This window comes from Microbacterium sp. CH12i (assembly GCF_000685355.1).
Taxonomy (GTDB): Bacteria; Actinomycetota; Actinomycetes; order Actinomycetales; family Microbacteriaceae; genus Microbacterium.
Genome location: NZ_JHET01000013.1, coordinates 1 through 20,601, shown reverse-complemented (window position 1 = coordinate 20,601; position 20,601 = coordinate 1). Strand labels below are relative to the sequence as shown.

18 protein-coding genes and 4 pseudogenes are annotated in these 20,601 nt (G+C 64.5%); 14 read left to right on the top strand and 8 right to left on the bottom strand.

The features are described from left to right. Positions 1-47 precede the first annotated feature (47 nt). Genes DC31_RS15175 through DC31_RS15165 form a run of 3 tightly spaced genes read right to left on the bottom strand, consistent with a single transcriptional unit; the run spans position 48 to position 3,012 of the window. Positions 48-824 (bottom strand): heme ABC transporter ATP-binding protein, encoded by a 777-nt coding sequence (locus DC31_RS15175; RefSeq protein WP_081813902.1) that lies wholly within the window; start codon positions 822-824, stop codon positions 48-50. Then, positions 821-1,894, bottom strand: a complete 1,074-nt coding sequence (locus DC31_RS15170) for a FecCD family ABC transporter permease (protein WP_036281611.1) — start codon at positions 1,892-1,894, stop codon at positions 821-823. Before DC31_RS15170 ends, DC31_RS15175 begins: the two co-directional genes overlap by 4 nt. After that, positions 1,891-3,012, bottom strand: a complete 1,122-nt coding sequence (locus DC31_RS15165; protein WP_036281609.1) for a heme/hemin ABC transporter substrate-binding protein — start codon at positions 3,010-3,012, stop codon at positions 1,891-1,893. The genes DC31_RS15170 and DC31_RS15165 overlap by 4 nt, the downstream gene beginning before the upstream one ends. 158 nt (positions 3,013-3,170) lie before the next feature. On the opposite strand from DC31_RS15165, the gene DC31_RS17240 reads away from it, so the two are divergent. From DC31_RS17240 to DC31_RS15150, 4 genes and pseudogenes are all read left to right on the top strand, one after another. Then, complete coding sequence (locus DC31_RS17240) at positions 3,171-3,779, top strand: hypothetical protein (RefSeq protein WP_152545454.1); 609 nt, start codon at positions 3,171-3,173, stop codon at positions 3,777-3,779. A 569-nt stretch (positions 3,780-4,348) separates the two neighbouring features. Further along, positions 4,349-5,008 (top strand): annotated as a pseudogene (locus DC31_RS19740) (HtaA domain-containing protein); the annotation flags it as partial. Between the two features lie 437 nt (positions 5,009-5,445). Continuing rightward, positions 5,446-6,153, top strand: a complete 708-nt coding sequence (locus tag DC31_RS17230) for an HtaA domain-containing protein (RefSeq protein WP_081813901.1) — start codon at positions 5,446-5,448, stop codon at positions 6,151-6,153. Positions 6,154-6,226: 73 nt separating this feature from the next. Continuing rightward, positions 6,227-6,541 carry a hypothetical protein gene (locus DC31_RS15150; protein ID WP_036281607.1) on the top strand — a complete coding sequence of 105 codons (315 nt, stop codon included), beginning with the start codon at positions 6,227-6,229 and terminating at the stop codon, positions 6,539-6,541. 3 nt (positions 6,542-6,544) lie between these two features. On the opposite strand, the gene DC31_RS15145 is transcribed toward DC31_RS15150, so the two are convergent. After that, positions 6,545-7,150 (bottom strand): hypothetical protein, encoded by a 606-nt coding sequence (locus tag DC31_RS15145; RefSeq protein WP_036281604.1) that lies wholly within the window; start codon positions 7,148-7,150, stop codon positions 6,545-6,547. Positions 7,151-7,254: 104 nt separating this feature from the next. Here DC31_RS15145 and purM point away from each other — a divergent pair. The 4 genes and pseudogenes from purM to DC31_RS20015 all read left to right on the top strand — a co-directional run bounded on the left by purM (position 7,255) and on the right by DC31_RS20015 (position 11,145). Next, positions 7,255-8,372, top strand: a pseudogene (gene purM / locus DC31_RS15140) (phosphoribosylformylglycinamidine cyclo-ligase). A 6-nt stretch (positions 8,373-8,378) separates the two neighbouring features. Then, entirely contained in the window at positions 8,379-9,836 is a 1,458-nt protein-coding gene (gene purF / locus DC31_RS15135; protein WP_036281601.1) for an amidophosphoribosyltransferase, read from the top strand. Beyond that, positions 9,833-10,375: pseudogene (locus DC31_RS20020) on the top strand (MFS transporter); the annotation flags it as partial. The gene purF and the pseudogene DC31_RS20020, both read left to right, overlap by 4 nt. Before the next feature lie 101 nt (positions 10,376-10,476). Then, a complete protein-coding gene (locus DC31_RS20015) occupies positions 10,477-11,145 on the top strand; it encodes an MFS transporter (RefSeq protein WP_268748250.1) in 669 nt (222 codons plus the stop codon). A 78-nt stretch (positions 11,146-11,223) separates the two neighbouring features. Here the strand turns inward: DC31_RS20015 and DC31_RS15120 are convergent, their stop codons facing one another. Beyond that, positions 11,224-11,409 carry a DUF3073 family protein gene (locus DC31_RS15120; protein WP_036281806.1) on the bottom strand — a complete coding sequence of 62 codons (186 nt, stop codon included), beginning with the start codon at positions 11,407-11,409 and terminating at the stop codon, positions 11,224-11,226. Between the two features lie 148 nt (positions 11,410-11,557). Between DC31_RS15120 and DC31_RS15115 the strand changes: the two genes are divergently transcribed. Next, a complete protein-coding gene (locus DC31_RS15115) occupies positions 11,558-12,100 on the top strand; it encodes a universal stress protein (protein WP_036281598.1) in 543 nt (180 codons plus the stop codon). Between the two features lie 66 nt (positions 12,101-12,166). On the opposite strand, the gene DC31_RS15110 is transcribed toward DC31_RS15115, so the two are convergent. Together DC31_RS15110 and DC31_RS15105 are read right to left on the bottom strand one after the other, a co-directional pair. Then, the gene (locus DC31_RS15110; protein ID WP_036281597.1) at positions 12,167-12,799 is read right to left on the bottom strand and encodes a PadR family transcriptional regulator; all 633 of its coding nucleotides are present in this window, start codon (positions 12,797-12,799) and stop codon (positions 12,167-12,169) included. Beyond that, the gene (locus DC31_RS15105; RefSeq protein ID WP_036281595.1) at positions 12,796-13,635 is read right to left on the bottom strand and encodes a DUF4097 family beta strand repeat-containing protein; all 840 of its coding nucleotides are present in this window, start codon (positions 13,633-13,635) and stop codon (positions 12,796-12,798) included. The genes DC31_RS15110 and DC31_RS15105 overlap by 4 nt, the downstream gene beginning before the upstream one ends. Positions 13,636-13,854: 219 nt before the next feature. Here DC31_RS15105 and DC31_RS15100 point away from each other — a divergent pair, with 219 nt between their 5' ends. The 4 genes from DC31_RS15100 to DC31_RS15085 all read left to right on the top strand — a co-directional run bounded on the left by DC31_RS15100 (position 13,855) and on the right by DC31_RS15085 (position 18,809). Beyond that, positions 13,855-14,640 carry a MerR family transcriptional regulator gene (locus DC31_RS15100; protein ID WP_036281804.1) on the top strand — a complete coding sequence of 262 codons (786 nt, stop codon included), beginning with the start codon at positions 13,855-13,857 and terminating at the stop codon, positions 14,638-14,640. 164 nt (positions 14,641-14,804) lie between these two features. Then, positions 14,805-15,188 carry a fluoride efflux transporter FluC gene (locus tag DC31_RS15095; protein WP_235201558.1) on the top strand — a complete coding sequence of 128 codons (384 nt, stop codon included), beginning with the start codon at positions 14,805-14,807 and terminating at the stop codon, positions 15,186-15,188. Next, the gene (locus DC31_RS15090) at positions 15,185-15,541 is read left to right on the top strand and encodes a fluoride efflux transporter FluC (RefSeq protein ID WP_036281590.1); all 357 of its coding nucleotides are present in this window, start codon (positions 15,185-15,187) and stop codon (positions 15,539-15,541) included. Before DC31_RS15095 ends, DC31_RS15090 begins: the two co-directional genes overlap by 4 nt. Positions 15,542-15,647: 106 nt before the next feature. Further along, positions 15,648-18,809, top strand: a complete 3,162-nt coding sequence (locus DC31_RS15085; protein ID WP_235201557.1) for an efflux RND transporter permease subunit — start codon at positions 15,648-15,650, stop codon at positions 18,807-18,809. A 13-nt stretch (positions 18,810-18,822) separates the two neighbouring features. Here the strand turns inward: DC31_RS15085 and DC31_RS15080 are convergent, their stop codons facing one another. Then, positions 18,823-19,719, bottom strand: a complete 897-nt coding sequence (locus DC31_RS15080) for an aldose 1-epimerase family protein (RefSeq protein WP_051607090.1) — start codon at positions 19,717-19,719, stop codon at positions 18,823-18,825. A 285-nt stretch (positions 19,720-20,004) separates the two neighbouring features. Here DC31_RS15080 and DC31_RS18245 point away from each other — a divergent pair. Beyond that, positions 20,005-20,601 (top strand): annotated as a pseudogene (locus tag DC31_RS18245) (DEAD/DEAH box helicase); the annotation flags it as partial.

Genomic DNA, 20,601 nt, shown 5'->3' with positions numbered 1-20,601 from the left:
GGCACACCTGCATGCTCAACCGCGACAGGTCTACCCCTAGCATGTGCTCATCGTTTCGGCACGATCAGTGGTACCCCCGTGATCGGATGCGGGAACACATCGACGGGCTGCCCGTAGACCATCTCGATGCGCGGGGATGTGAGCACATCCCCAGGAGGGCCGGTCGCAATGACCCGACCGAATGCGAGAAGCGTCACCTGATCCGCGTGAGCGAGCGCGGCATTGAGGTCGTGCAAGACGACGGCGACGGTGGCCCCGGCATCCGCCCGCGCACGCACCAGGCGCATCACATCCTCGTGATGCTTGAGATCGAGTGATGCTGTCGGCTCGTCAAGGAGCACGATCGGTGTCGACTGAGCGAGCACGCGCGCCAGCGCTACACGTGCACGCTCGCCCCCAGACAGGGACGACACCGATCGGTGCGCAAGAGCGCCGACTTTGGTCGCGATCATTGCAGCGGCGACTGCGTCGTCGTCATCAGCCTCGGATTCCGTGCGTGCCCACGGCGCACGCCCCATGCGCACCACCTGCTCAGCGGAGAAGGGGAAGGACACCGCGTTTTCCTGCAGCAGTACCGCGCGGGTGCGTGCCAGATCGCGTGGACGAATCTTCGCGATGGGTTGGCCGGCGAGCTCGACCGTGCCGGATTCTGGCGTGAGGTCGCCTGCGAGCACACTGAACATCGTGGATTTGCCCGCGCCGTTGGGCCCGACCAACGCATGGATCTCGCCCGGATTCACCGAGATCGAGGCATCCTCAAGGATCGCACTCCCCCCTGAAAATGGACGCACGGTGATGTTAGTCGCCGTCAGCTGCACACTCACGCCCAGCCTCCGGAGCGGCGGCGGGTCCGCACGAGCAGCCACAGGAAAAAGGGCCCGCCGACGAGCGACGTGATCATGCCGATCGGCATGTCCGCAAGGGGAACGGCTGTGCGCGCGACGAGGTCGGCGATCGCAATGAGCAGCGCGCCGCCGATCGCGGAGGAGATGATGAGAGGCAGGTGCGCAGGGCCGATGAGCATGCGCATGAGGTGTGGGATCACGAGACCGATGAAGCCGATGATTCCGGCGAATGCGACCGCGGCGCAGACCAGGACCGCGACGGTGATGATCACGATGATCCGCAGCAGTTCGACGTTTACGCCGAGGTGTCTGGCGGTGCGCTCACCGAGGGCGAAGAGATCGAGTTGATGCGCGACAATCAGTGCGATCACGACGCCTAGTCCGGTCAGCGGCGCGACAACGGCGATGTTCGGCCACAGTGCGCCGTTGAGCGAGCCGAGCTGCCAAAAGATGATCTGCTCGCGAGTCGAGGTCGTGCCGAGGAACGTCAGGAACGCCATCCCTGCCCCGCCGATGGCGTTGATGGCGATCCCGGTGAGCAGCAGTGTGACGACTTCGGTGCGACCGCCGGAGCGACTGATGAAATACACCGCGAACACTGCGATGAGCCCTCCGACGAACGCCATCGTCGGAGTGGTCCACATGCCGAATGTGGTGAGGCCGAAGGTCAGACTGGCCGCCGCGCCCAGTGCCGCGCCCGATGAGACGCCGACGACACCGGCATCCGCGAGCGGGTTACCAAAAATTGCCTGCATGAGCACGCCGGAGACGGAGAGTGCCGCACCGACCAGGATGCCCAGCACGAGTCGCGGCAGCCGGATGTTGAAGATCACGCCGGCGTCGGACACGTTCGTAGGGTTCCAGGCGGTATCGATGCCGACGCCGTGCAGCAAGATGCCGATAATCTGCGCCGGCGACAGCGTGTACTGACCGCTCGCGAGTGATATGACGCACGTGAGTACCAGCGCAACCAGCAGCCCAATCGTGACCAGGATGAACCGCAGCCCTCGATGCTTCGACGGCGTCGAGGTGACGACCTCGCCGGTCATTCTGTGGTCTCGGAGGAGCCGGCCTCGGGTGCGTAGAGTGCACGTGCGATCGCACGGAGGACCTCGGGTGAGCGCGGACCGAAACTGAGGATCTCGGTATCGGCCATGTCGATCACGCGGCGGTTGATGCCGGCCGGCGTCTCGGCCACTGCGGGGATGCGTTCGATGAGACCATCGATACCGCCGACCGATTCCAGGCCATCTGTCATCATGACCAGCACATCTGGCTGGGCCGCGACGAGTGCCTCTGCGGTCATCGGTTTCATCCCCTCCCAGCCGATCTCTGCCGCGACATCGACACCGCCCACTGCGTCGATGAGTGAATCTGCCCCAGAGTCTTTGCCGAAGATGTAGTAGACGTTGGCGCTGCCACGGACGTAGAGGAACAGCATCCGCGCGCGATCGGACTTCTCCGTGGGTGCAACCCGCGCGATCTCGTCCAGCGCCGCGTTGAGATCTGCGTCCATCTGCACGATGAGCTCTTCTCCGCGGCTGGGGATCCCGAGCGCCGAGGAGACCTCGCCGATGAGCTGGTCGGTGCTGTTGAGTCGCCGATCATCTGAGATGACGACGATGGGGATGCCGGCGTCTCGAAGCTGTTGGCGCACCTCCTTCGGACCGATGGAGGAGTCGGTGAGGATGACGGTGGGTGCGAGCTCGAGGATCGCCTCCGGGTTCAGCGAGTGGCCGGACTTCGTGACGACCGGCAGCTCTTCGGTTCCGACGAAGGCGGTCGACGAATCGCGACCGACGACGTTGTCACCCATCCCGAGCGCAAAGACAGTCGAGGCGATCGTGCCGGAGATATCGATGGCCAGGATGCGGCTGACATCAGTGACCTGGACCTCGCGACCCTCTGCATCCGTGACTGTGATGGGGAGGTCGGGGGCGGTGGTGTCGGCAACCGGTTCGATCGCATGCGTCGGCAGGCATGCGGTGGAGCCGCCGGTGGTCGCACGGATGTCGTCGGCGAGGTCGAGCTCTGAAAGCTGTCGTGCGGCTGAGGGACAGCTATCGAATGCGGCGTCCTCCGCCCCTGCGTTCGCCGGGAGAGAGGCGCAGCCGGCGAGTCCGATGATGAGCGCCGCCGAGATCAGAAGACAGAGATTAGCGCGCATTAGGGTAGCCTATCCTAAGAGTTGACGGAATGATCTCAGTCCGTCTAGGGTCAGATGCGAGGAAGTTAGCTAAGCCTAACCAATCCTGTCCACAGCAGTTGACATGAAGACGCCCCGCTATTGCGCACCCGAGCGCACACGCACGCCTGGAGACATCCGTGAACAAGACCGAAACCCCTGCGACATCGAGTCGCACCCGTGCAGTACTAGCCGCAATGATGGCGGTGCTGATGACCGTGTTCGGCTCGCTCGCCGCGCCAGCGGCGTTCGCCGCAGACGGTGCGGGTGTCAACGCACAGGTCACGGCTGCCTCTGAGTCCGGCTTCACAATCCACGTCGACGCCTCCGGGTTGGGCGACGCTACCGGCGCATACGCGGCGCTCATCGTGCAAGGGCAGGACGACGCGCTGAACAACCAGCAGTACGTTGCGTTCGCTCTGCCATTCCCCGTGGTGAGCGCAGGAAACTCATCCTTCACGCTGACAGCGCCGACGGCGAAGCTGGATCGCTCGCTGTCATACGAGGTGGTCATGTGGCAGCAGCACAGCAACTTCTCGGCCGATACCTTCTACGGCCGCTCCGCCGTGTCGATCACGGATGCGCAGTGGGACGCTGTCTTCCCGCCCGCTGAGCCGGAGGTACCCGCTGAGCCGGAGGTGCCCGCCGAGCCGGAGATACCCGCTGAGCCGGAGACGCCCGCTGAGATGCAGCCGGCTATCGAGGTGCTCCTCGCGGATGGCGAGACGCCGGTCGCGACACCGCGTTGAAAGCGGGAGATGTGGTCGTTGTGAACGGCAGCGGCTTCGACCCGGCGGCGAACATCGGCGGACGCGGTGTGCCGATCCCCGCGAACCTCCCGCAGGGCACCTATGTCGTGTTCGGTGATTTCGCTGCGAACTGGCAGCCGTCCGCGGGTGCGACTTCCGGCACGCGTTCGGTGAGCACTCAGGCGTGGGCGCTCGCGGAGAGCGTGCTCGAGCAGGTTCCCTCTCAGTACCAGAACATCATTCGTGCACAGTGGGTCGGCATCGCTGACGACGGCACTTTCCGGGCGACGCTGACGCTGAAGGATGCTCCGGCTGAGCCTGAGGGCGGCGCATATGGCGTGTACACGTACGGTGCGGGCGGAGTGACGAACGTCGCGCAGGAGCAGAGTGCACTGCTGAACTACTCGACGGCAGTGGAGAGATCGGTGAAGACGAACGTCTCCACCGATGGGACCGACCTCCATGTCGGTGTCGAAGGGCAAGGATTCGGCACGATTGCGGGCGCATATGTGGCGCTGATCGAGGAGGGTGCGGAGGCTGACGTCACCGCATCCGGCGGATTCCTCGCGATGCAGTACGTGCGCACGATTACTGATGGCGCCTTTGCCACCGACCTGACCGCTGCGGGCGACAAGCTGGATCCGGAGAAGTCGTACGAGGTGATCGCCTGGCAACAGCACACAACGCCAACCGTGGACACCATCTACGCGCGCACGGGCGTCACCATCACTGCTGATCAGTGGAAGGAGCTCGACAACAGCACGCCCGAGGTCCCACCAACCACGCCACCGACGACGCCGACCACGCCGCCGGCACCGACGAATCCGGTCGCAGGCGGTTCGCTGCGCTGGGCGATCTCATCGTCGTTCGTGAATTACATCACAGGCCAGATTGCGCAGGGTGAGATCTTCGTCTCGGGTGGTGCAACGCGCTCTGGTAGTCAATTCCAGTTCGGTCAGGCAACTGGCAGCACCTACGACGCCGCGACCGGTCTCGGCGCTGTGGGCTACACCGGTTCGGTGCGTTTCACCGGACACGCTGGGGCGCTCAACGTGACCGTCTCGAACCCTCGTATCGAGATCACGTCGTCATCGTCGGCGACGTTGTACGTGACCAGCGGCGGATCGCGGGTGCCATTCGCTTCGATCGACCTCGCGGCTGCGGCGAAGACGACGGCGAACGGTGCGGTCACTTACACGGCGGCACCCACGTCGCTCACGGCCGCCGGTCGCGACCAGGTGCTCGACGGCAACAGCACGGTGTTGAACCCGGTGACGTTCACGATCGGCTCTGTCGCCGCGGCCCCCAACGGTACGGTGGGCACGGTGGCTGCAGCATCCGTCCAGCGGAAGGCCGCACTTCCGTCGGCGCCGCCGGCGACGCGGGGAATCGAGATCGATGCAGCGAGCCTCGAGGCGCTTCAATCCGGCGCATCCACAACGATCTCGGCATCCGGTTTCCAGACGAATGAGCAGGACATCAATGTCGTCGTGTACTCGACGCCTGTCCTGCTGGGAACAGTGAACGCGGATGCGACGGCGTCGCCACGTGGACGGGCACACTTCCGGCGACGCTGGAAGACGGCGAACACACGCTCACCTTCCAAGGGTCGATCAGCCGAGGGCTCGTCTTCGTCCTCGACCGCGCGGCCACGGCTGCGATCGGCATGTGCACGGTCGAGGGGGCAACGCTCAACTGGGGGTACAAGGAGAGCTTCCGCAACTACATCGAAAGCATCGCCAAGGGAGGCTGGGACCTCACCGGTGTTGTCTACGAGTTCCCTGAGTACGTCTGGTCCGGCGGCACCGGAACGTACGACCCGGAAACCGGCAGTGGTCTGGTCGCGTTCGGCGGAATGATCGCATTCTCCGGACACGAGGGCGCTCTCGACACGCAGCTGAACGCTGCTCGTATCGAACTCGCCGGCGACACGGGCTACATCGTGTTCGACATCGCGGGTACCACTCAGGAAGGCGAGCAGATCAACCAGAAGGATGTGCGATTCGTCGAATACTCGCTCGCTGGAGCTGTGATGCTCGACGGAGTGCTTGCAGTCACCGGCGCCGAGTCCACGCTCACGGATGCCGGTGCTGCCGCCTTCGGCACCTACGCCGCTGGCGAAGCTTTCGATCCGGTGTCGTTTGTCATCCCTGTGGGTCCTGACTGTGCCGTCACCGTCGAGGAAGAAGCGGTCGATGCTCCCGTCGCTGCGGTCAGCGCCGCTGTCGAGCCGATCGATTCCTCTGATGCGCCGGTCTGGCCGTGGTTCGTGGGTGGCGCTGCGCTGCTGCTTCTGCTGGCAGGCGGCGGTGTGCTGATGGCTCGTCGAAACTCGAGCAAGAACGAGGCGCCGAGCGAGTCCGTCGACGCCTGAGATTCAGCGGGTGGGGAGGAATGACACCGCCCCACCCGCTGCGCCCATAGAAGAACAGTGGGAGAATGGGACCATGTCTTCCCCCGAATCCCGTCAGACCGTCGAGGCGACCGTTCGTCGCGTGCCGCGGTACGGCGTGTTCATGGGCATCGGCGTGGTGCTCGGCATTATCGCCGCCGGCATCCTGACCATGGTCGGCACGTACGAGCCGTCTGCGGTTCTCGACGTCATCTACCCACCAGGACAGGTGTTCGGCTTCGCACTGCTCTGGACTGTACCGATCGGTCTCGCACTCGGTGGTGCGGTCGCAATCCTGCTCGAGCGCATCGCCCGCCGTCACGACCGCGTCGTGCGAGTCGATCGAGAAACGATCATCGAATCAGACTGATTGTCACGCCAGTTCGGCGATGACCGGGCGGATGGCAGCGTCAAAAGCCACGACGTCACGTCTTAATCCGTCGGTAACTGCCACAGTCAACGCGCCGACCCACCAGATGCCGCGCTGCGAGAACGGCAGCACGTGCACGTTCAGCTCGAACGAGTGTGCTCGCCGCCCGATCTCGCGCTCGAACTCAGCGATCGCACTCGCGTAGGCACGGTACGCGCCGCCGCCGGTCGCCGTCTTCATAGTGTTGAAGTAGCGGGCGTGTGCGTCGTGTGCGTATTGAAGGGCAATGGGGGCGAGAGGCATGATCGCGTCGCGGAGCTCTTCTGCGCCGGTGGCCGGCAGCGCGACCAGCATGTTGAAGCCCTCGATGAGCTCCAGCGGCACCTCAGAGCGGTGTGCTCGAGGCTCGACCGTCATGTCCCAGTATTCGCGCCACTGCGCTTCTAGCTCGGGGGTGGCGTCGACCGCATCGGGTGCGCGCACCTGCAGGTCGCGCAGTACAGGAAGGTCCTCCGGTGCGCGGATGCCGAGCATCTGCCGCAGGACGAGCGCAACGATCACCGCGACTCCGGCGTCTTCACGAATCAACCACTGCGGCTTGTCGGCCATGGCCCCATCCTAGGGAGATCGCGCGCGCGGTGTCCCGATCTGGCCATTCGATCCTGAGAAGTCACGCGGAGATGCGGACACTCCAGCGACGGTAGTCTTGTCGTGTGGCAGCCTCCCCCACCAATTCCTATTCCGAAGCCGGCGTCGACACCGCTGCAGGTGATCTCGCGGTCGAGCTGATGAAGTCTTCCGTGCGCGCAACGCATGGTCCCGAAGTGCTCGGCGGTGTCGGCGGATTCGCTGGCCTGTTCGACGCCAGTGCACTGCTCGGCTACACCAAGCCACTGCTCGCGACCAGTACCGACGGTGTCGGCACGAAGGTCGCGATCGCGCAGGCGATCGACAAGCACGACACGATCGGCCAAGACCTCGTCGGCATGGTCGTCGATGACATCGTCGTGGTGGGCGCTAAGCCCCTCTTCATGACCGACTACATCGCCTGCGGCAAGGTCGTCCCTGAGCGCATCGCCGACATTGTGCGCGGCATCGCCGACGCGTGCACCGCGACCGGCACCGCGCTGGTCGGCGGCGAGACAGCAGAACACCCAGGACTCCTCGGCGTGCGCGACTATGCGTCGCAGGCGCGGCAACCGGCGTTGTCGAAGCGGATGCCGTGCTCGGTGCCGAGCATGTGCGCGACGGTGATGTCGTTCTCGCCTTGGCGTCTAGTGGCCTCCACTCCAACGGCTACTCGCTCGTGCGCCACATCGTCGCCGGAGCAGGCATTGCCTACGGCGATAACGCCGCCGACTTCGGTACCACCTGGGGTGAGGCCCTCCTTGAGCCCACCCGCCTCTACACGCTGCCGCTGTTGCGCCTGCTCGACCGACTCGACGACGGCGCCGTGCACTCGCTCAGCCACGTCACTGGCGGCGGCATCGCCGCGAACCTCGCACGCGTGCTCCCTGTGGGAAGCTGGGCAGAGGTTGACCGTGCGTCATGGTCGCCGAGCCCCGTCTTCCGCGTGCTCAGCGACATCGCCGGCTCCACGCTGGAGTCATCCGAAGGCACCTGGAACCTCGGAATCGGTTTCCTCGCCGTGATCGACCAGAGCCAGAAGGATGCCGCTATCGCTGCGCTCGCCGAAGAAGGCATCCACGCCTGGCAGGTGGCGAGTGTCAGAACTGGTGCACGCCCCGCGGGCGAATTCGAGCAGGGCGCCAAGGGCGTCGACGGCGGAGCGGTGCGCCTCGTGGGCGCATACGCAGATGGAGCAAAGTAACAGCACATGTGCGGAATTGTCGGAGTGGTCGGAAATGCCCCGGTCAACCAAGACATCTACGACGCTCTCCTGCTGCTGCAGCACCGAGGGCAAGATGCGAGCGGCATCGCCACGGCGGAGCCAAACGGCATCATGCACATCACGAAGGTCGAAGGCATGGTGCGCGAGGCCTTTCGCACCCGCGACATGCGCTCTCTCCTCGGTAACGTCGGACTAGGACACGTCCGCTACGCCACCAAGGGCACAGCATCCAGCGAAGAAGAAGCGCAGCCGTTCTACGTGAACGCGCCGTACGGCATCGTCCTGATCCACAACGGCAACCTCACCAACACGCGTGAGCTGACCGCTGACATGGCCAAGCGCGACCGCCGGCACCTGAACTCCTCCAGCGACACCGAGCTGCTGCTGAATGTGCTTGCGGGCGAGCTGCAGTCGACGGCATCCGATGTCGATCTTGACCCGGAGCGCATCTTCGAAGCCGTGACGCGCACGCAGAAGCGCATCGAAGGCGCCTACGCGGTCATCGCCGTGATCGCCGGGTATGGGATGCTCGCGTTCCGCGATCCGTTCGGCATCCGCCCGCTGATCCTCGGCCGCCGTGACGGCGCAGAGCACGACGAGTGGGTCGTTGCCAGCGAGTCGCTGGTGCTTGAGAACGGCGATTACGAGGTCGTGCGCGAGGTTGCTCCTGGTGAGGCGGTCTTCATCAGTGATCGCGGCGAGCTGTTCAGCCAGCAGTGCGCCGAAGATTCGAAGCTCACACCGTGCGCATTTGAATACGTCTACCTTGCGCGTCCCGATTCGATCATGAACGGCATCGCCGTCTACGAATCGCGTCTGCGGATGGGGGAGCGTCTCGCCGACACGATCGCCAAGCACGTACCGCTCGACAAGATCGACGTCGTGATGCCGATCCCAGACTCCGCGCGACCCTCGGCGATGGAGGTTGCCCGCAAGCTCGGCATTGAATACCGCGAGGGCTTCTACAAGAACCGTTACGTCGGTCGCACGTTCATCATGCCTGGCCAGGCGGTGCGCAAGAAGAGCGTGCGCCAGAAGCTCAACGCGATGTCGAGCGAGTTCAAGGGCAAGAACGTGCTGCTCATCGACGACTCAATCGTGCGAGGTACGACGAGCAAGCAGATCATCCAGATGGCTCGGGATGCCGGTGCCCTCTCCGTCACGTTCGCGTCGGCGGCGCCGCCCGTGCGCTTCCCTCATGTGTACGGCATCAACATGCCCTCGAAACATGAGCTGATCGCGCACGGACGGACGATTCCCGAGATCGCCGAAGTGCTCGGTGCCGATCACCTGGTATACCAGGAGGTCGAAGACCTGAAGGCTGCGATCATTGAGGGCTCCGCGGTCACCGACCTCGATATGAGTTGCTTCGACGGTCGCTACGTCACCGACAGCGTCACCGAAGAGTACTTGGCCTGGGTCGAAGGCTCTCAGACGTCGTGACCGAGCAACGCCCACTCTGGCGAGGGCGGGTACTCGCAGTGCTCGGCATCGTGCTGTGCGCTTTTTCACTACGTTCCGCGGTCGCGTCGCTGTCTCCGCTGATCGACTACATCGCGGCCGACTTCCCTCTTCCCTCTTCCGTCGTTGGTCTGATCGGCACGGCCCCGCCGGTGTGCTTTGCGATCTTCGGACTACTGACCCCCACGCTCGTGCGTCGATTCGGCCCAGAGCGCGTAACCGTCATCGCTCTGATCGCGATCGCGGTCGGGCTCGTGGTGCGGGGCCTGGCGATCGACTCGATCACGCTGCTGGCGTCGACCGCGCTGATCTTCGCCGGTGTCGGGATGGGAAACATTCTGCTGCCGCCGTTGGTGAAGAAACACTTCCCCGACCGGCTCGGGCTGATGATGACGCTTTATACGACGGCGATGGCGTTTTCGACGTTTCTCCCGCCGCTCGTTGCGGTGCCGGTGGCGGATGCTGTGAGCTGGCGCTTCTCGCTGGCGATGTGGGGTGTCTTCGCCCTCGCTGGCACGATCCCATGGGTGCTGATGCTGCTGCGCGGAACCGCTACCGCGTCGGTCGCTAGTGCGGCACCGTCGGTCGCTGAGGAGGTCGAAGTGCCAGCGCCAGGCGCGACATGGACCCAGTCGCCCTCGCCACCGGACCGATCGCCGTCGCGCCGAGAGATTCCCGCATCTTCGCCCGTCTCGTGCGCCTGCCATTGGCCTGGGCGATCGCCGTCGTCTTCAGCACCTCCTCGACGATGGCGTATGTGTCCTTCGCCTGGTTGCCCTCCATCCTCATCGATCAGGCAGGGGTTTCGGCATCCGTCGCTGGACTCTTGCTGTCGTTTTTCGCCTTCATGGGGCTGCCCGCATCGCTTCTCGTCCCGGTGCTGGTCGTGCGGTTCCAGGCGACGCGAGCGCTGTTCCTCGTCGGGATAGCATGCGGGCTCAGCGGTGTGGCGGGTCTCATCCTGGCGCCGACACCGGTGCTGGTGTGGCTGTGGACGGCCTTGTTCGGTGTTGTCGGCATCCTGTTCCCGCTGGCGCTCGTGCTTATCAGCATCCGTGCGCGCACCCCCGAGAGTGCTGTGGCACTCAGCAGCTTCGTGCAAAGTGTCGGTTACATCGGCGCCGCCGCGTTCCCGTTCGTCATCGGCATCCTCCACGGGGCGACCGGTGACTGGCTCACGCCGCTTCTCGTCATCAGCGCCGTGCTGATCTTTGCGATTCCGTTCGGGATCATCGCAGGTCGCCGCCGCACCATCGAAGATGAGTGGGAGCGCCAACACGGGCGCTGGTAGTCCAACGGTCGCTCGCGGAACGTTCCAGAGACGACGAAGACCCCGCTACCTAAGCAGCGGGGTCGAAGTCATTTGAGCTCAGGCTTTCTCGAGCTCGTCTTCGTCTTCATCCACGTAATCGTCAGCCCACTTGTCGACGTAGGCATTTTCGTCCACGGGGTGAGCAAGTTCGCGCTCAAGCGCGGAGGTGTTCAAAGACGGACTATACGCCTTGAGTTCTCGGGCGATTTTGGTGTGTTTCGCCTTTTGACGGCCACGGCCCATGCGCGAGACCCCCTTACGAGTTAGGATGCGGGCGTTTAGAGGCCCGATGCATTTCACGACACCGGCGTAGGCCGGTAAGAGTAGCATTCAGAATAGCATGAGGGTCGGGCCTCCCGGCCTTCCTAGGCACCTGAAGGGATCGATTCTCATGGCAGACGACAGCTCCTCCTCGCTCGACGAAGCAACGCAGAACGCCGCATTGCAGAAAGCAGTGATCGTCGGCATGCAACCCGGTCAGGCGACCCGTGTTTTGCAGGAGGCGGTGCGCTATGCGACTCTCCTCGATGCGCCGCTCGTCGTGGCACACGTTGATGTCACACGGTTCGTCACTTATGAGGATCCCGACGGCTATGTGCACTCGGCTCCGATCGATCTCAATCTCGAGGCGGGGGTCGCTGAATTCGAAGAAGTGCAGGCAGCAGCGGCTGCGGCTCTCGACGACACCGGCGTCACGTGGACGGCCAGGCAGCTGGTTGGCGATCCTGCACTGGCGATAAAGCAGCTCGCCAACAAGATCGACGCGCAGCTCATCGTCGTCGGTACCCGCAAACGCGGCCTCGGCGAGTCGATCCGCGAGTTCTTCACCGGATCCGTCGCCGCGCGCCTCGCTCACCGCCAGCACCGTTCGGTACTGGTAGTTCCGCTTGAAGAATCAGTGCCAGACGAGCAGAAGGAGATCTGGACGGACTAGCTCGTCCGTTCAGATCTCCTTAGCTTCGGCGCAGATCTCATACGACCCGGCGCAGAGGCTCTGGTGTCAGCGGGAGCTGGAACTCAGCGCCTGTGTGATGGCGCGAGCCGCGGCATCCAGAGCCGTGTCAAGATCCGTGACGACGGATTCTGCCAGCACACCTCCGCGCGCGACGTGGGTGCGCACATCGGTGCGGACCCGTGCGCGGAATGCGTTGATTGAGGCATCCGCCCGATGAAGCTGCTCGCGGCTGCTGACACGGTCATCGGGTGTTGACGCAGATGAGCGCGGGCGGGACTTCGCGGCGGTGCGCTCATCGTTCGCGGCGGAGGCAAGGTCGGCACGCAGGCTCTTCATCGCATCTTGCACGCTCTGTCGAACCTCATTCGCGATGAGGCGCACAGAGTCGGCGAGACCGGATTCGATGCCAGCGAGGTCACCCTCGCGACCGGCCAACTCGGCGCGGCCTGCATCTGTGATCGCGTAGATCGTAGTGCGACCGTCGACGGTCTTGGAGACCAAGCCTTCTTCCTCAAGCTTCGCCAGTCGCGGGTAGATGGTGCCCGCGCTCGGCGTGTACGTGCCGCCGGTGCGATCAGTGAGCGCCTGGATTATGCCGTAGCCGTGCTGCGGGGCCTCTGCGAGCAGCGACAGCAGGTACAGGCGCAGGTCGCCGTGCGAGAAGACGGCGGGGGTCATGAGTCCCACTCCGCGTCGTCTGCGACTGTGATGATGGGCTGGCGGAGCACAGTGATGTCTCCGGAGACCGAGTTGGAGCGCACATACAACGAACGAGCCGGCGAGCTCGCGGTCGAGCCCGTGTAGTTGGTCGGACCGGAATTTCCTCGGTCTGTACCGTCGATCAACATGCGTCCGCTCAGCGAGCGTGCGACGTAGTTGGCGGGGAGCGTCTCCTCGAGGCGAATCGTACTGTTGCCGGAGACCGTGTTCAGGTTGATGGTGTTCACCGCGCCCGCGGCATCCACCAAGATGCTGCCGGAGACCGTGTCTACCGTTGCTTTGCGCACTGAACCGGTGATCGCGACGTCGCCAGAGACGCTGTTCGCGTTCGCGGAGCCGGTGAGGCCCCGCACCTGCACGTCACCCGACACTGAATTCACGGTCAGATCTCCCGTGTGAGTGTCGACGATCAGGTCGCCGGAGACGGTGTTCAGGCGTGCATCATTGGTGAGCCCGGAGATGAGAGCGCCAGCGCTGACGACGCCGAGGTTGAGGGCAATGCTGCGGGGTACCGCGATGCTGACCTCTGCGCGCGGACCGCCGGATCCGAAGTTGCGGAACACTTCAAGGAAGTTGTCCCAGCCCAACTGCGGGTGGTCGATCTCGATCTCGTTGTCGTTGCACTCGATGCGCAGGTCTTTGGTCGTGACGCCGTGCACCTCGATGCGGATGCCGGGTTCGTCGTGAGCGATGACGTCAACCTGTCCGCCGACGAGACCGACCTTGAGTCGGGTCGCCTGGGCGATGTCGATGACGCGTTCCTCGCCGGGGGCGATGAGCCACTTCTCGGTCATTAGGCACTCTCCTGGTCTATTGAGTCGCGATATATCGCGTCGACCACAATAACACGATATATCGCGAGTTACCTATCGCCCTGTCCTTCGAATCGCGCAAGTTGCTCTATTCCGCGCAGGATGCAGCAACTTACGCGATTCGAAGCGAGCAATTCGGCGCTTGACATTGACGTCGCGTCAACTTCTATCGTGGATGCAAGACCACGGAAGGAGGATGCCATGCAACGAAGCGACCGGTCGATCCAAGAGATCGCGCGGCTCGCCGGCACGACCAGCAGGACGTTGCGTCACTACGACGACATCGGGCTGCTGAAGCCATCGCGCATCGCGCACAACGGCTACCGGCACTATGACGAGCGCGCGCTCGTGCGGTTGCAACGGATCCTGCTGCTTCGAGAACTCGGACTCGGGCTGCCGCAGATCGCCGAGGTGCTTGCGGCGTCGACAGGGGCAGCAGAGGAAGCATCCGCACTCGCCGCCCACCTCGCCTACCTGCGCGAGGAGCAGACCCGACTGATGCGACAGATCGTTTCGGTCGAATCCACCATCACGGCATTGAAAGACGGAGAAGATCTCATGGCAGAGAACATGTTCGACGGCTTCGACCACACCCAGTACAAGGATGAGGTCGAACAGCGCTGGGGCAAGAAGGCCTACGCCAGCGGCGACGCTTGGTGGCGTGGCATGACGGATGCCGAGCGCACTGCGTGGAAGCAGCGCGTGTCTGGTCTTGGGCGTGATTGGGTCACTGCCGCGGAGAGCGGAATTGATCCGGCATCCGAGGCGGCGCAAGATGTTGCGCGGCGTTATGTGGAGTGGCTGACCTCGGTGCCTGGCACGCCAGCATCCAGAGGCGGTGACGTCAAGAGTTACGTGCTCGGACTCGGCGAGATGTATGTCGCAGACCCGCGCTTCGGCGCCAACTACGCCACGGCCGACGGCGGCACGCGCGGCCCGGAGTTCGTGCGCGACGCACTCCGGGTCTACGCGGAAGCGAACCTGTAACCAGCCACCGTTCGAGTCGCGCAAATGACCCGAACTCAGCCCCGGATCGGGTCATTTGCGCTACTTGAACGCGGACGGGTGGGTCGTACCTCTCTGATAGCGTCGAAAAACATGAGGCGGATCGCGTTCGGACTGGTCGTTCTGATCGCTGTGACGCGGTGCGCGTGACTCTCCGGCGTCTGCTTCTCGTCTTCGCGGGCGGCGTGATCGGCACGGCATTCCGACTGAGCCTGAGTTTTCTGATTCCGGATGCCGGCATCTTCCCCACTGCGACGTTCGCGGTGAACATCATCGGGGCGCTGCTCATCGGAGTGCTCGCTGCTCGACCCTTCGACAGACTCGGGGATCGGGGTGCGGATCTGCGAGTGTTTCTCGGTACGGGCATCCTCGGGGGGTTCACCACCTACAGTGCGTTTGCTGTCGGCACTATCCAGTTGTGGGCGGACGCTCCGTTGCTCGCCGGCGCCTACGCGCTCGCCACGCTTGTGCTCGGCATTTGTGCAGCCTTCGCAGGGCTGCGCATCGGAAGACCGGGTGGCGCCCGATGACGCCGCTCATCTTTCTGCTCGCGTCCCTTGCTGGCGGCATCGGAGCAGCACTCCGCTACCTCGTCGACATCGGGATCATGACACTGACGAAGGGGCGCTTCCCGTGGGGAATCGTCGTCGTGAACATCACCGGTTCGTTCGCACTCGGAGTTGTTGCGGCATCCCTTCCGGACGTTGCGTTCATCGTGGGCGCAGGCCTGCTCGGCGGCTACACGACCTTCAGCACCGCGATGCTCGATGCTCTCGCGCTGTGGAAGGACGGGGAGCGGCCGGCCTGGGTCCTGCACCTGCTCGGGACGTTCGCAGTGTGCGTCCTCGCGGCCCTCGGCGGGATCGCGATCGGCTCGCTGTGATGCACAGGCGAGCGCAGTATCGCCCGCGTACAGCATCCTGTATGTCGCCTATGGAATACTGGCCGCGCATCCCTACCGCATAACAGCAAATCGAGAGTGTCCTGCCGTGTCGAACCTCGCCGTTCTCAGCCTGCGCAATCGCGCGCTGATCGCCCTCATCACGATCGTCGCCGCCGTGTTCGGCGGGCTCGCTCTGACGAACCTCAAGCAGGAGCTCATTCCCTCGCTCGAGCTGCCAGCGCTCGTCGTCATGACGACGTACCCTGGCGCCTCCCCGGAGGTCGTTGAGAACGACGTTTCGACCCCGATCGAGAAGGCGATTCAGGGTGTGCCGGGGCTGGAGTCCACCAGCGCCACGAGCACGACCAATGCCTCGATCATCCAGGCAACCTTCGCTTACGGCGAGAACCTCGCGACGGCCGAGCAGAAGATGCAGCAGGCGATCAACCGCATCTCCTCGACACTGCCCGCCGATGTGACACCGCAGGTGCTGTCGGTGTCGATCGATGACTTCCCGGTGATTCAGATCGCGGTGACCGGATTCGACAATGCCGAGACAGCCCAGGCTGACCTCGAGAACGTTGCGATCCCGAAGATCGAAGACGTCAAGGGTGTGAACGCCGCGCAGATCGTCGGCGGTATCGGGCAACGAATTACCATCACCCCCGACAACGCAAAGCTGGCCGCTGCGGGTGTCAGCAGCCAGGCGATCCGCGACGCACTGCAGCAGAACGGCACGCTCTTCCCCGGCGGTGACATCACCGAGAACGGTGAGACGCTGACCGTGCAGACCGGTGCGAAGATCACCTCCGTCGACGAGATCGCGGCGTTGCCCCTCGTCGGCGCGGGGGTCACGATCGCCGACGTCGCGACTGTCGCGCTGGGGTCGGACCCCACCTCATCGATTTCGCGTGTAAATGGCGAGGACGCCCTCTCGATCTCGGTCACCAAGCTTCCTTCGGCGAACACCGTCGAGGTCTCGAACGGTGTGACCGCTGCGATCGACGAACTGTCGACCTCGTTCCCGGATGCCAAGTTCACCGTGGTCTTCGATCAGGCGCCGTTCATCGTGCAGTCGATCGACACGCTCGCCACCGAGGGACTGCTCGGTCTCGTGTTCGCGGTGATCGTCATCCTGGTGTTCCTCATGTCGATCCGTTCGACACTGGTGACCGCGATCTCGATCCCGACCAGCGTGCTCATCACGTTCATCGGGCTGCAGGCGTTCGGCTACTCGCTGAATATCCTCACGCTCGGCGCCCTGACGATCGCGATCGGACGTGTTGTCGACGACTCCATCGTCGTCATCGAGAACATCAAGCGGCACTACGTAGGAGACGCAGACAAGGGTGATGCCATCCGTCTCGCCGTGCGCGAGGTCGCGTCGGCCGTCACGGCATCCACGATCACGACGGTCGCGGTGTTCCTGCCGATCGTGTTCGTCGGCGACATGGTGGGCGAGCTGTTCCGGCCGTTCGCGATGACGGTGACGATCGCGATGGTGGCGTCGCTCCTGGTCTCGCTCACGATCGTGCCGGTGCTTGCTTACTGGTTCTTGAGGCCGGGCAAGGAGCTGCTCGACGAGAACGGCAACGTCATCGATCCCGAGCACCCGGATGCCCCGCCCACCGCTCTGCAGCGCAGGTACCGCCCGATTCTCACGTGGACGCTCAAGCATTCTGGCGCCACGGTGATCATCGCGATTGTGGTGCTCGGCGCCACTCTCGCTGCAGCCCCGCTGATGAAGATCAACTTCTTGAGCGACACCGGTCAGAACACGATGACCGTCACACAAGACCTCGGCCCGACCGCGAGCCTCGAGACGCAGGATGCCGCGGCAGCTGTCGTCGAAAAGGCGCTCAAGGGCATCAAGGGCATCGAAAAACGTGCAGCTGTCGATCGGCTCGAGCGGCTCCGCACTCAGGGACGCATTCTCCGGCGGCGCGGCGTGACGTATTCGATCATGACGTCGGCTGACGTCGACCAGGAGAAGCTTCGGGCCGACGTTCTGGATGCCGTCGCCGACCTCAAAGACGTCGGCGAGATTGGCGTCAACGCCGCAGCGGGCTTCGGCTCGAGCGACATCGCCGTGAACATCACCGCGCCGAACAGCGACGCGCTCGCCAGCGCGACCAAAGCCGTTACCGCGGAGCTCGACGGGCGCGAGGGCATCGGCGCGGTCACTGACAACCTTGCGGCATCCCTGCCGTATATCGCTGTGGTCGTAGACCGCCAGGCCGCGGCAGATCGTGGCCTGTCTGAAGTTGCCGTCGGCACCCTGGTGTCTGGCACCATGCGCCCGCAGCAGGCCGGAACGATTGAACTCAACGACACCGCACTGACCGTCTACATCGCTGCGAATGAGCCGCCCGCGACCGTCGAGGCGCTGCGCACGATGATGATTCCGAGCGCACTCGGAATGGTGGCGCTGCAGGACATTGCCACCGTCGAAGAGCGTCAGGGCCCGACCTCGATCACCACCGAGCAGGGGCGCCGGACGGCGACGGTGACGATTCCCCCGGCATCCGACAACCTCGCGGTGGCGACGGCGTCGGTCACGGCCGCCCTCGAGGCCGTGAAGCTTCCGGACGGGACCAGTGCTGAGGTCGGCGGTGTCGCTTCGCAGCAGGCCGACTCGTTCTCGCAGCTCGGACTCGCCATGCTCGCGGCGATCCTGATCGTCTATGTCGTGATGGTTGCGGCGTTCAAGTCGCTGCGCCAGCCGCTGCTGCTGCTCGTGTCGGTGCCGTTCGCGGCCACCGGTGCGATTCTGCTGCAGATCATCACGGGCGTTCCGCTCGGCGTCGCCTCGCTCATCGGTGTCCTGATGCTTATCGGTATCGTTGTGACGAACGCGATCGTGCTCGTCGACCTCGTGAACCAGTATCGCGAGAAGGGACTGTCGACCCAGGATGCCGTCCTCGCCGGTGGTGAGAAACGTCTGCGGCCGATCCTCATGACGGCACTGGCGACGATCTTCGCGCTGACACCGATGGCGCTCGGCATCACCGGACACGGCGGATTCATCTCGCAGCCGCTGGCGATCGTCGTGATCGGTGGTCTGGTGTCGTCGACTGTGCTGACGCTGATCGTGCTGCCGACGCTCTACAACCTCGTCGAGGGTGCCAGAGAGCGGCGTCATGCGCGCAAGGCTGGGCCGCATGCATCGGCTTCGTCGGTGGATAGCGAGCCTGGCCCCGAGACGCCAGCGCCCGCTCACCAGCTGACGCGCCGTGAGTTGCGCGACCAGCAGGCGCCGACGGTCTGAGTGCGCGGCGGCCTCAGCTGAGTTCGATGCCCCAGCTGAGGTTCCACGTCTCGCCCGGCGCCAGGCGACGGATGCCGAGACCGCTGTTCAGCGCGTCGGCCGGAGCGGTCATCGGCTCGATGGCGACCGCGAGCGGCTGATCCGGGTACCCGGTGCTGGTGTAGACCTGCACGAAGTCGAAACCCTCGCCCTGCCATAGAGTGACGCGGCGACCGTCTGGTGCGTCGAGCGAGTGGCGCACCTTGCCGTCGGCGTCGCGGCTCAAATCGGTGAAGCCGGTGTCGAGCGTGATGTCACCGAGGCGCACACCTTCCCGGAGGGCCTCCGGTGCTGCGGACGTGCCGGTAGGCAGCATCCGTTCGTCGGTCTCGAACTGGGTCTGAGCAGGGACCGTGAGCACCAGGTCGTGCGGATCGACATCGCCGATTGTCATGAACGGGTGCGTTCCGAGGGCGACCGGTGCCGCGGCATCCGATCGGTTCGTCAGCGTGTGAGTGATCTGGATGCCGGCATCCGTCAGCGCGTACGTGACGGAGGTGCCGATTTCGTAGGGGTAGCCGGTCTGCGGGTGGATTATCGCTCGCAGGGTGGCGGTCGCGTCCGTCTGCTCGATTTCATAGGCGGTGAAACGCAACAGCCCATGGCTGGCGTTGTTCAGCTTCGGCTCGGAGATTGCGAGCTGCTGGGTGGTGCCGTTGTCATCCCAGGCGCCGTCGCGCACGCGGTTCGGCCACGGCACGAGCACGACGCCCGAGCACGACGGCGTGGGAACGTCCTCCGGGTAACGCGCGACGAGGTCGACATTGCCAACCGCGAGGCCGCGGAGGGATGCTCCGACCTGAGCGACCTGCGCCGAGACGGCGCCGCGCTGAAGGTGGATCTGGATGCCGGTGGGTGTTTGCGAGCTCACTCCGCCATCGTACGGGGGTCTTTCTCAGACGCGTCGGGTAGACTTGCGCAGTCGGCTTCGGACAGCCGTGTCGCTTCGCTTGGCGAAGGATGCGGAAGTTTTCGTCTCAGTGTGAGTCCAGGGGCCGATGGTGAGCGTCATTCGACGCACATTTACCATCACATGAATGGCCCTCGTCCCTGAAGACGATCCCCGCAGGTCGCGGTGCCCCACCGGTACGCGACCGATGTTGGAAGCGCATGCGCATTGGTGCTGTTCTCGTGCAGAGAAACAGAAGGATTTACCTTGCCTAAAAACAAGAAGCCCCAGGGTGGCCGACCCTCGAGCAATTTCGAGCCGCGCTATGGCGCGAAGAAGACGTCGTTCCACGACCGTCACGCAGGTCGCCCTGCTGAGGGTGGTCGCGGCGGTCGCTCGGATGCTTCGCGTTCGGATGCTGGACGTCCGAGTGCTGGCCGTCCTTCTACCGGACGCCCGGCTGCTGGCGGACAGCGTTCAGCTGCCGCTGCAGGTCGCGGCTACGACAGCCGCCCAGGAAACAAGAGCCAGGGCCACCGCGGCTACCGTGCCGCCGACGCAGAGGGCGGTGCATCCAAGACCCGCTGGAGCGCACAGGAGCGCGCCGGTCGCGACGAAGCTCGTGGCATCCGCGGCCGCGCCGAGTCTGGTCGCCGTGAGGCGCCGCACCACCGCGACGAGCGCCCCCGCAACGACGGTGCTCGGTTCAACAATGACCGTGGTGCTGAGCGCCCTCGTTTCAACAACGATCGTGGTGCTGAGCGCCCCCGGTTCAACCGGGATGAGCGCCCTGCCCGTGACGATCGTGGCGGCGCCGGCGAGCGTCCTCGGTACAACAGTGACCGTGGTGCCGAGCGCCCGCGT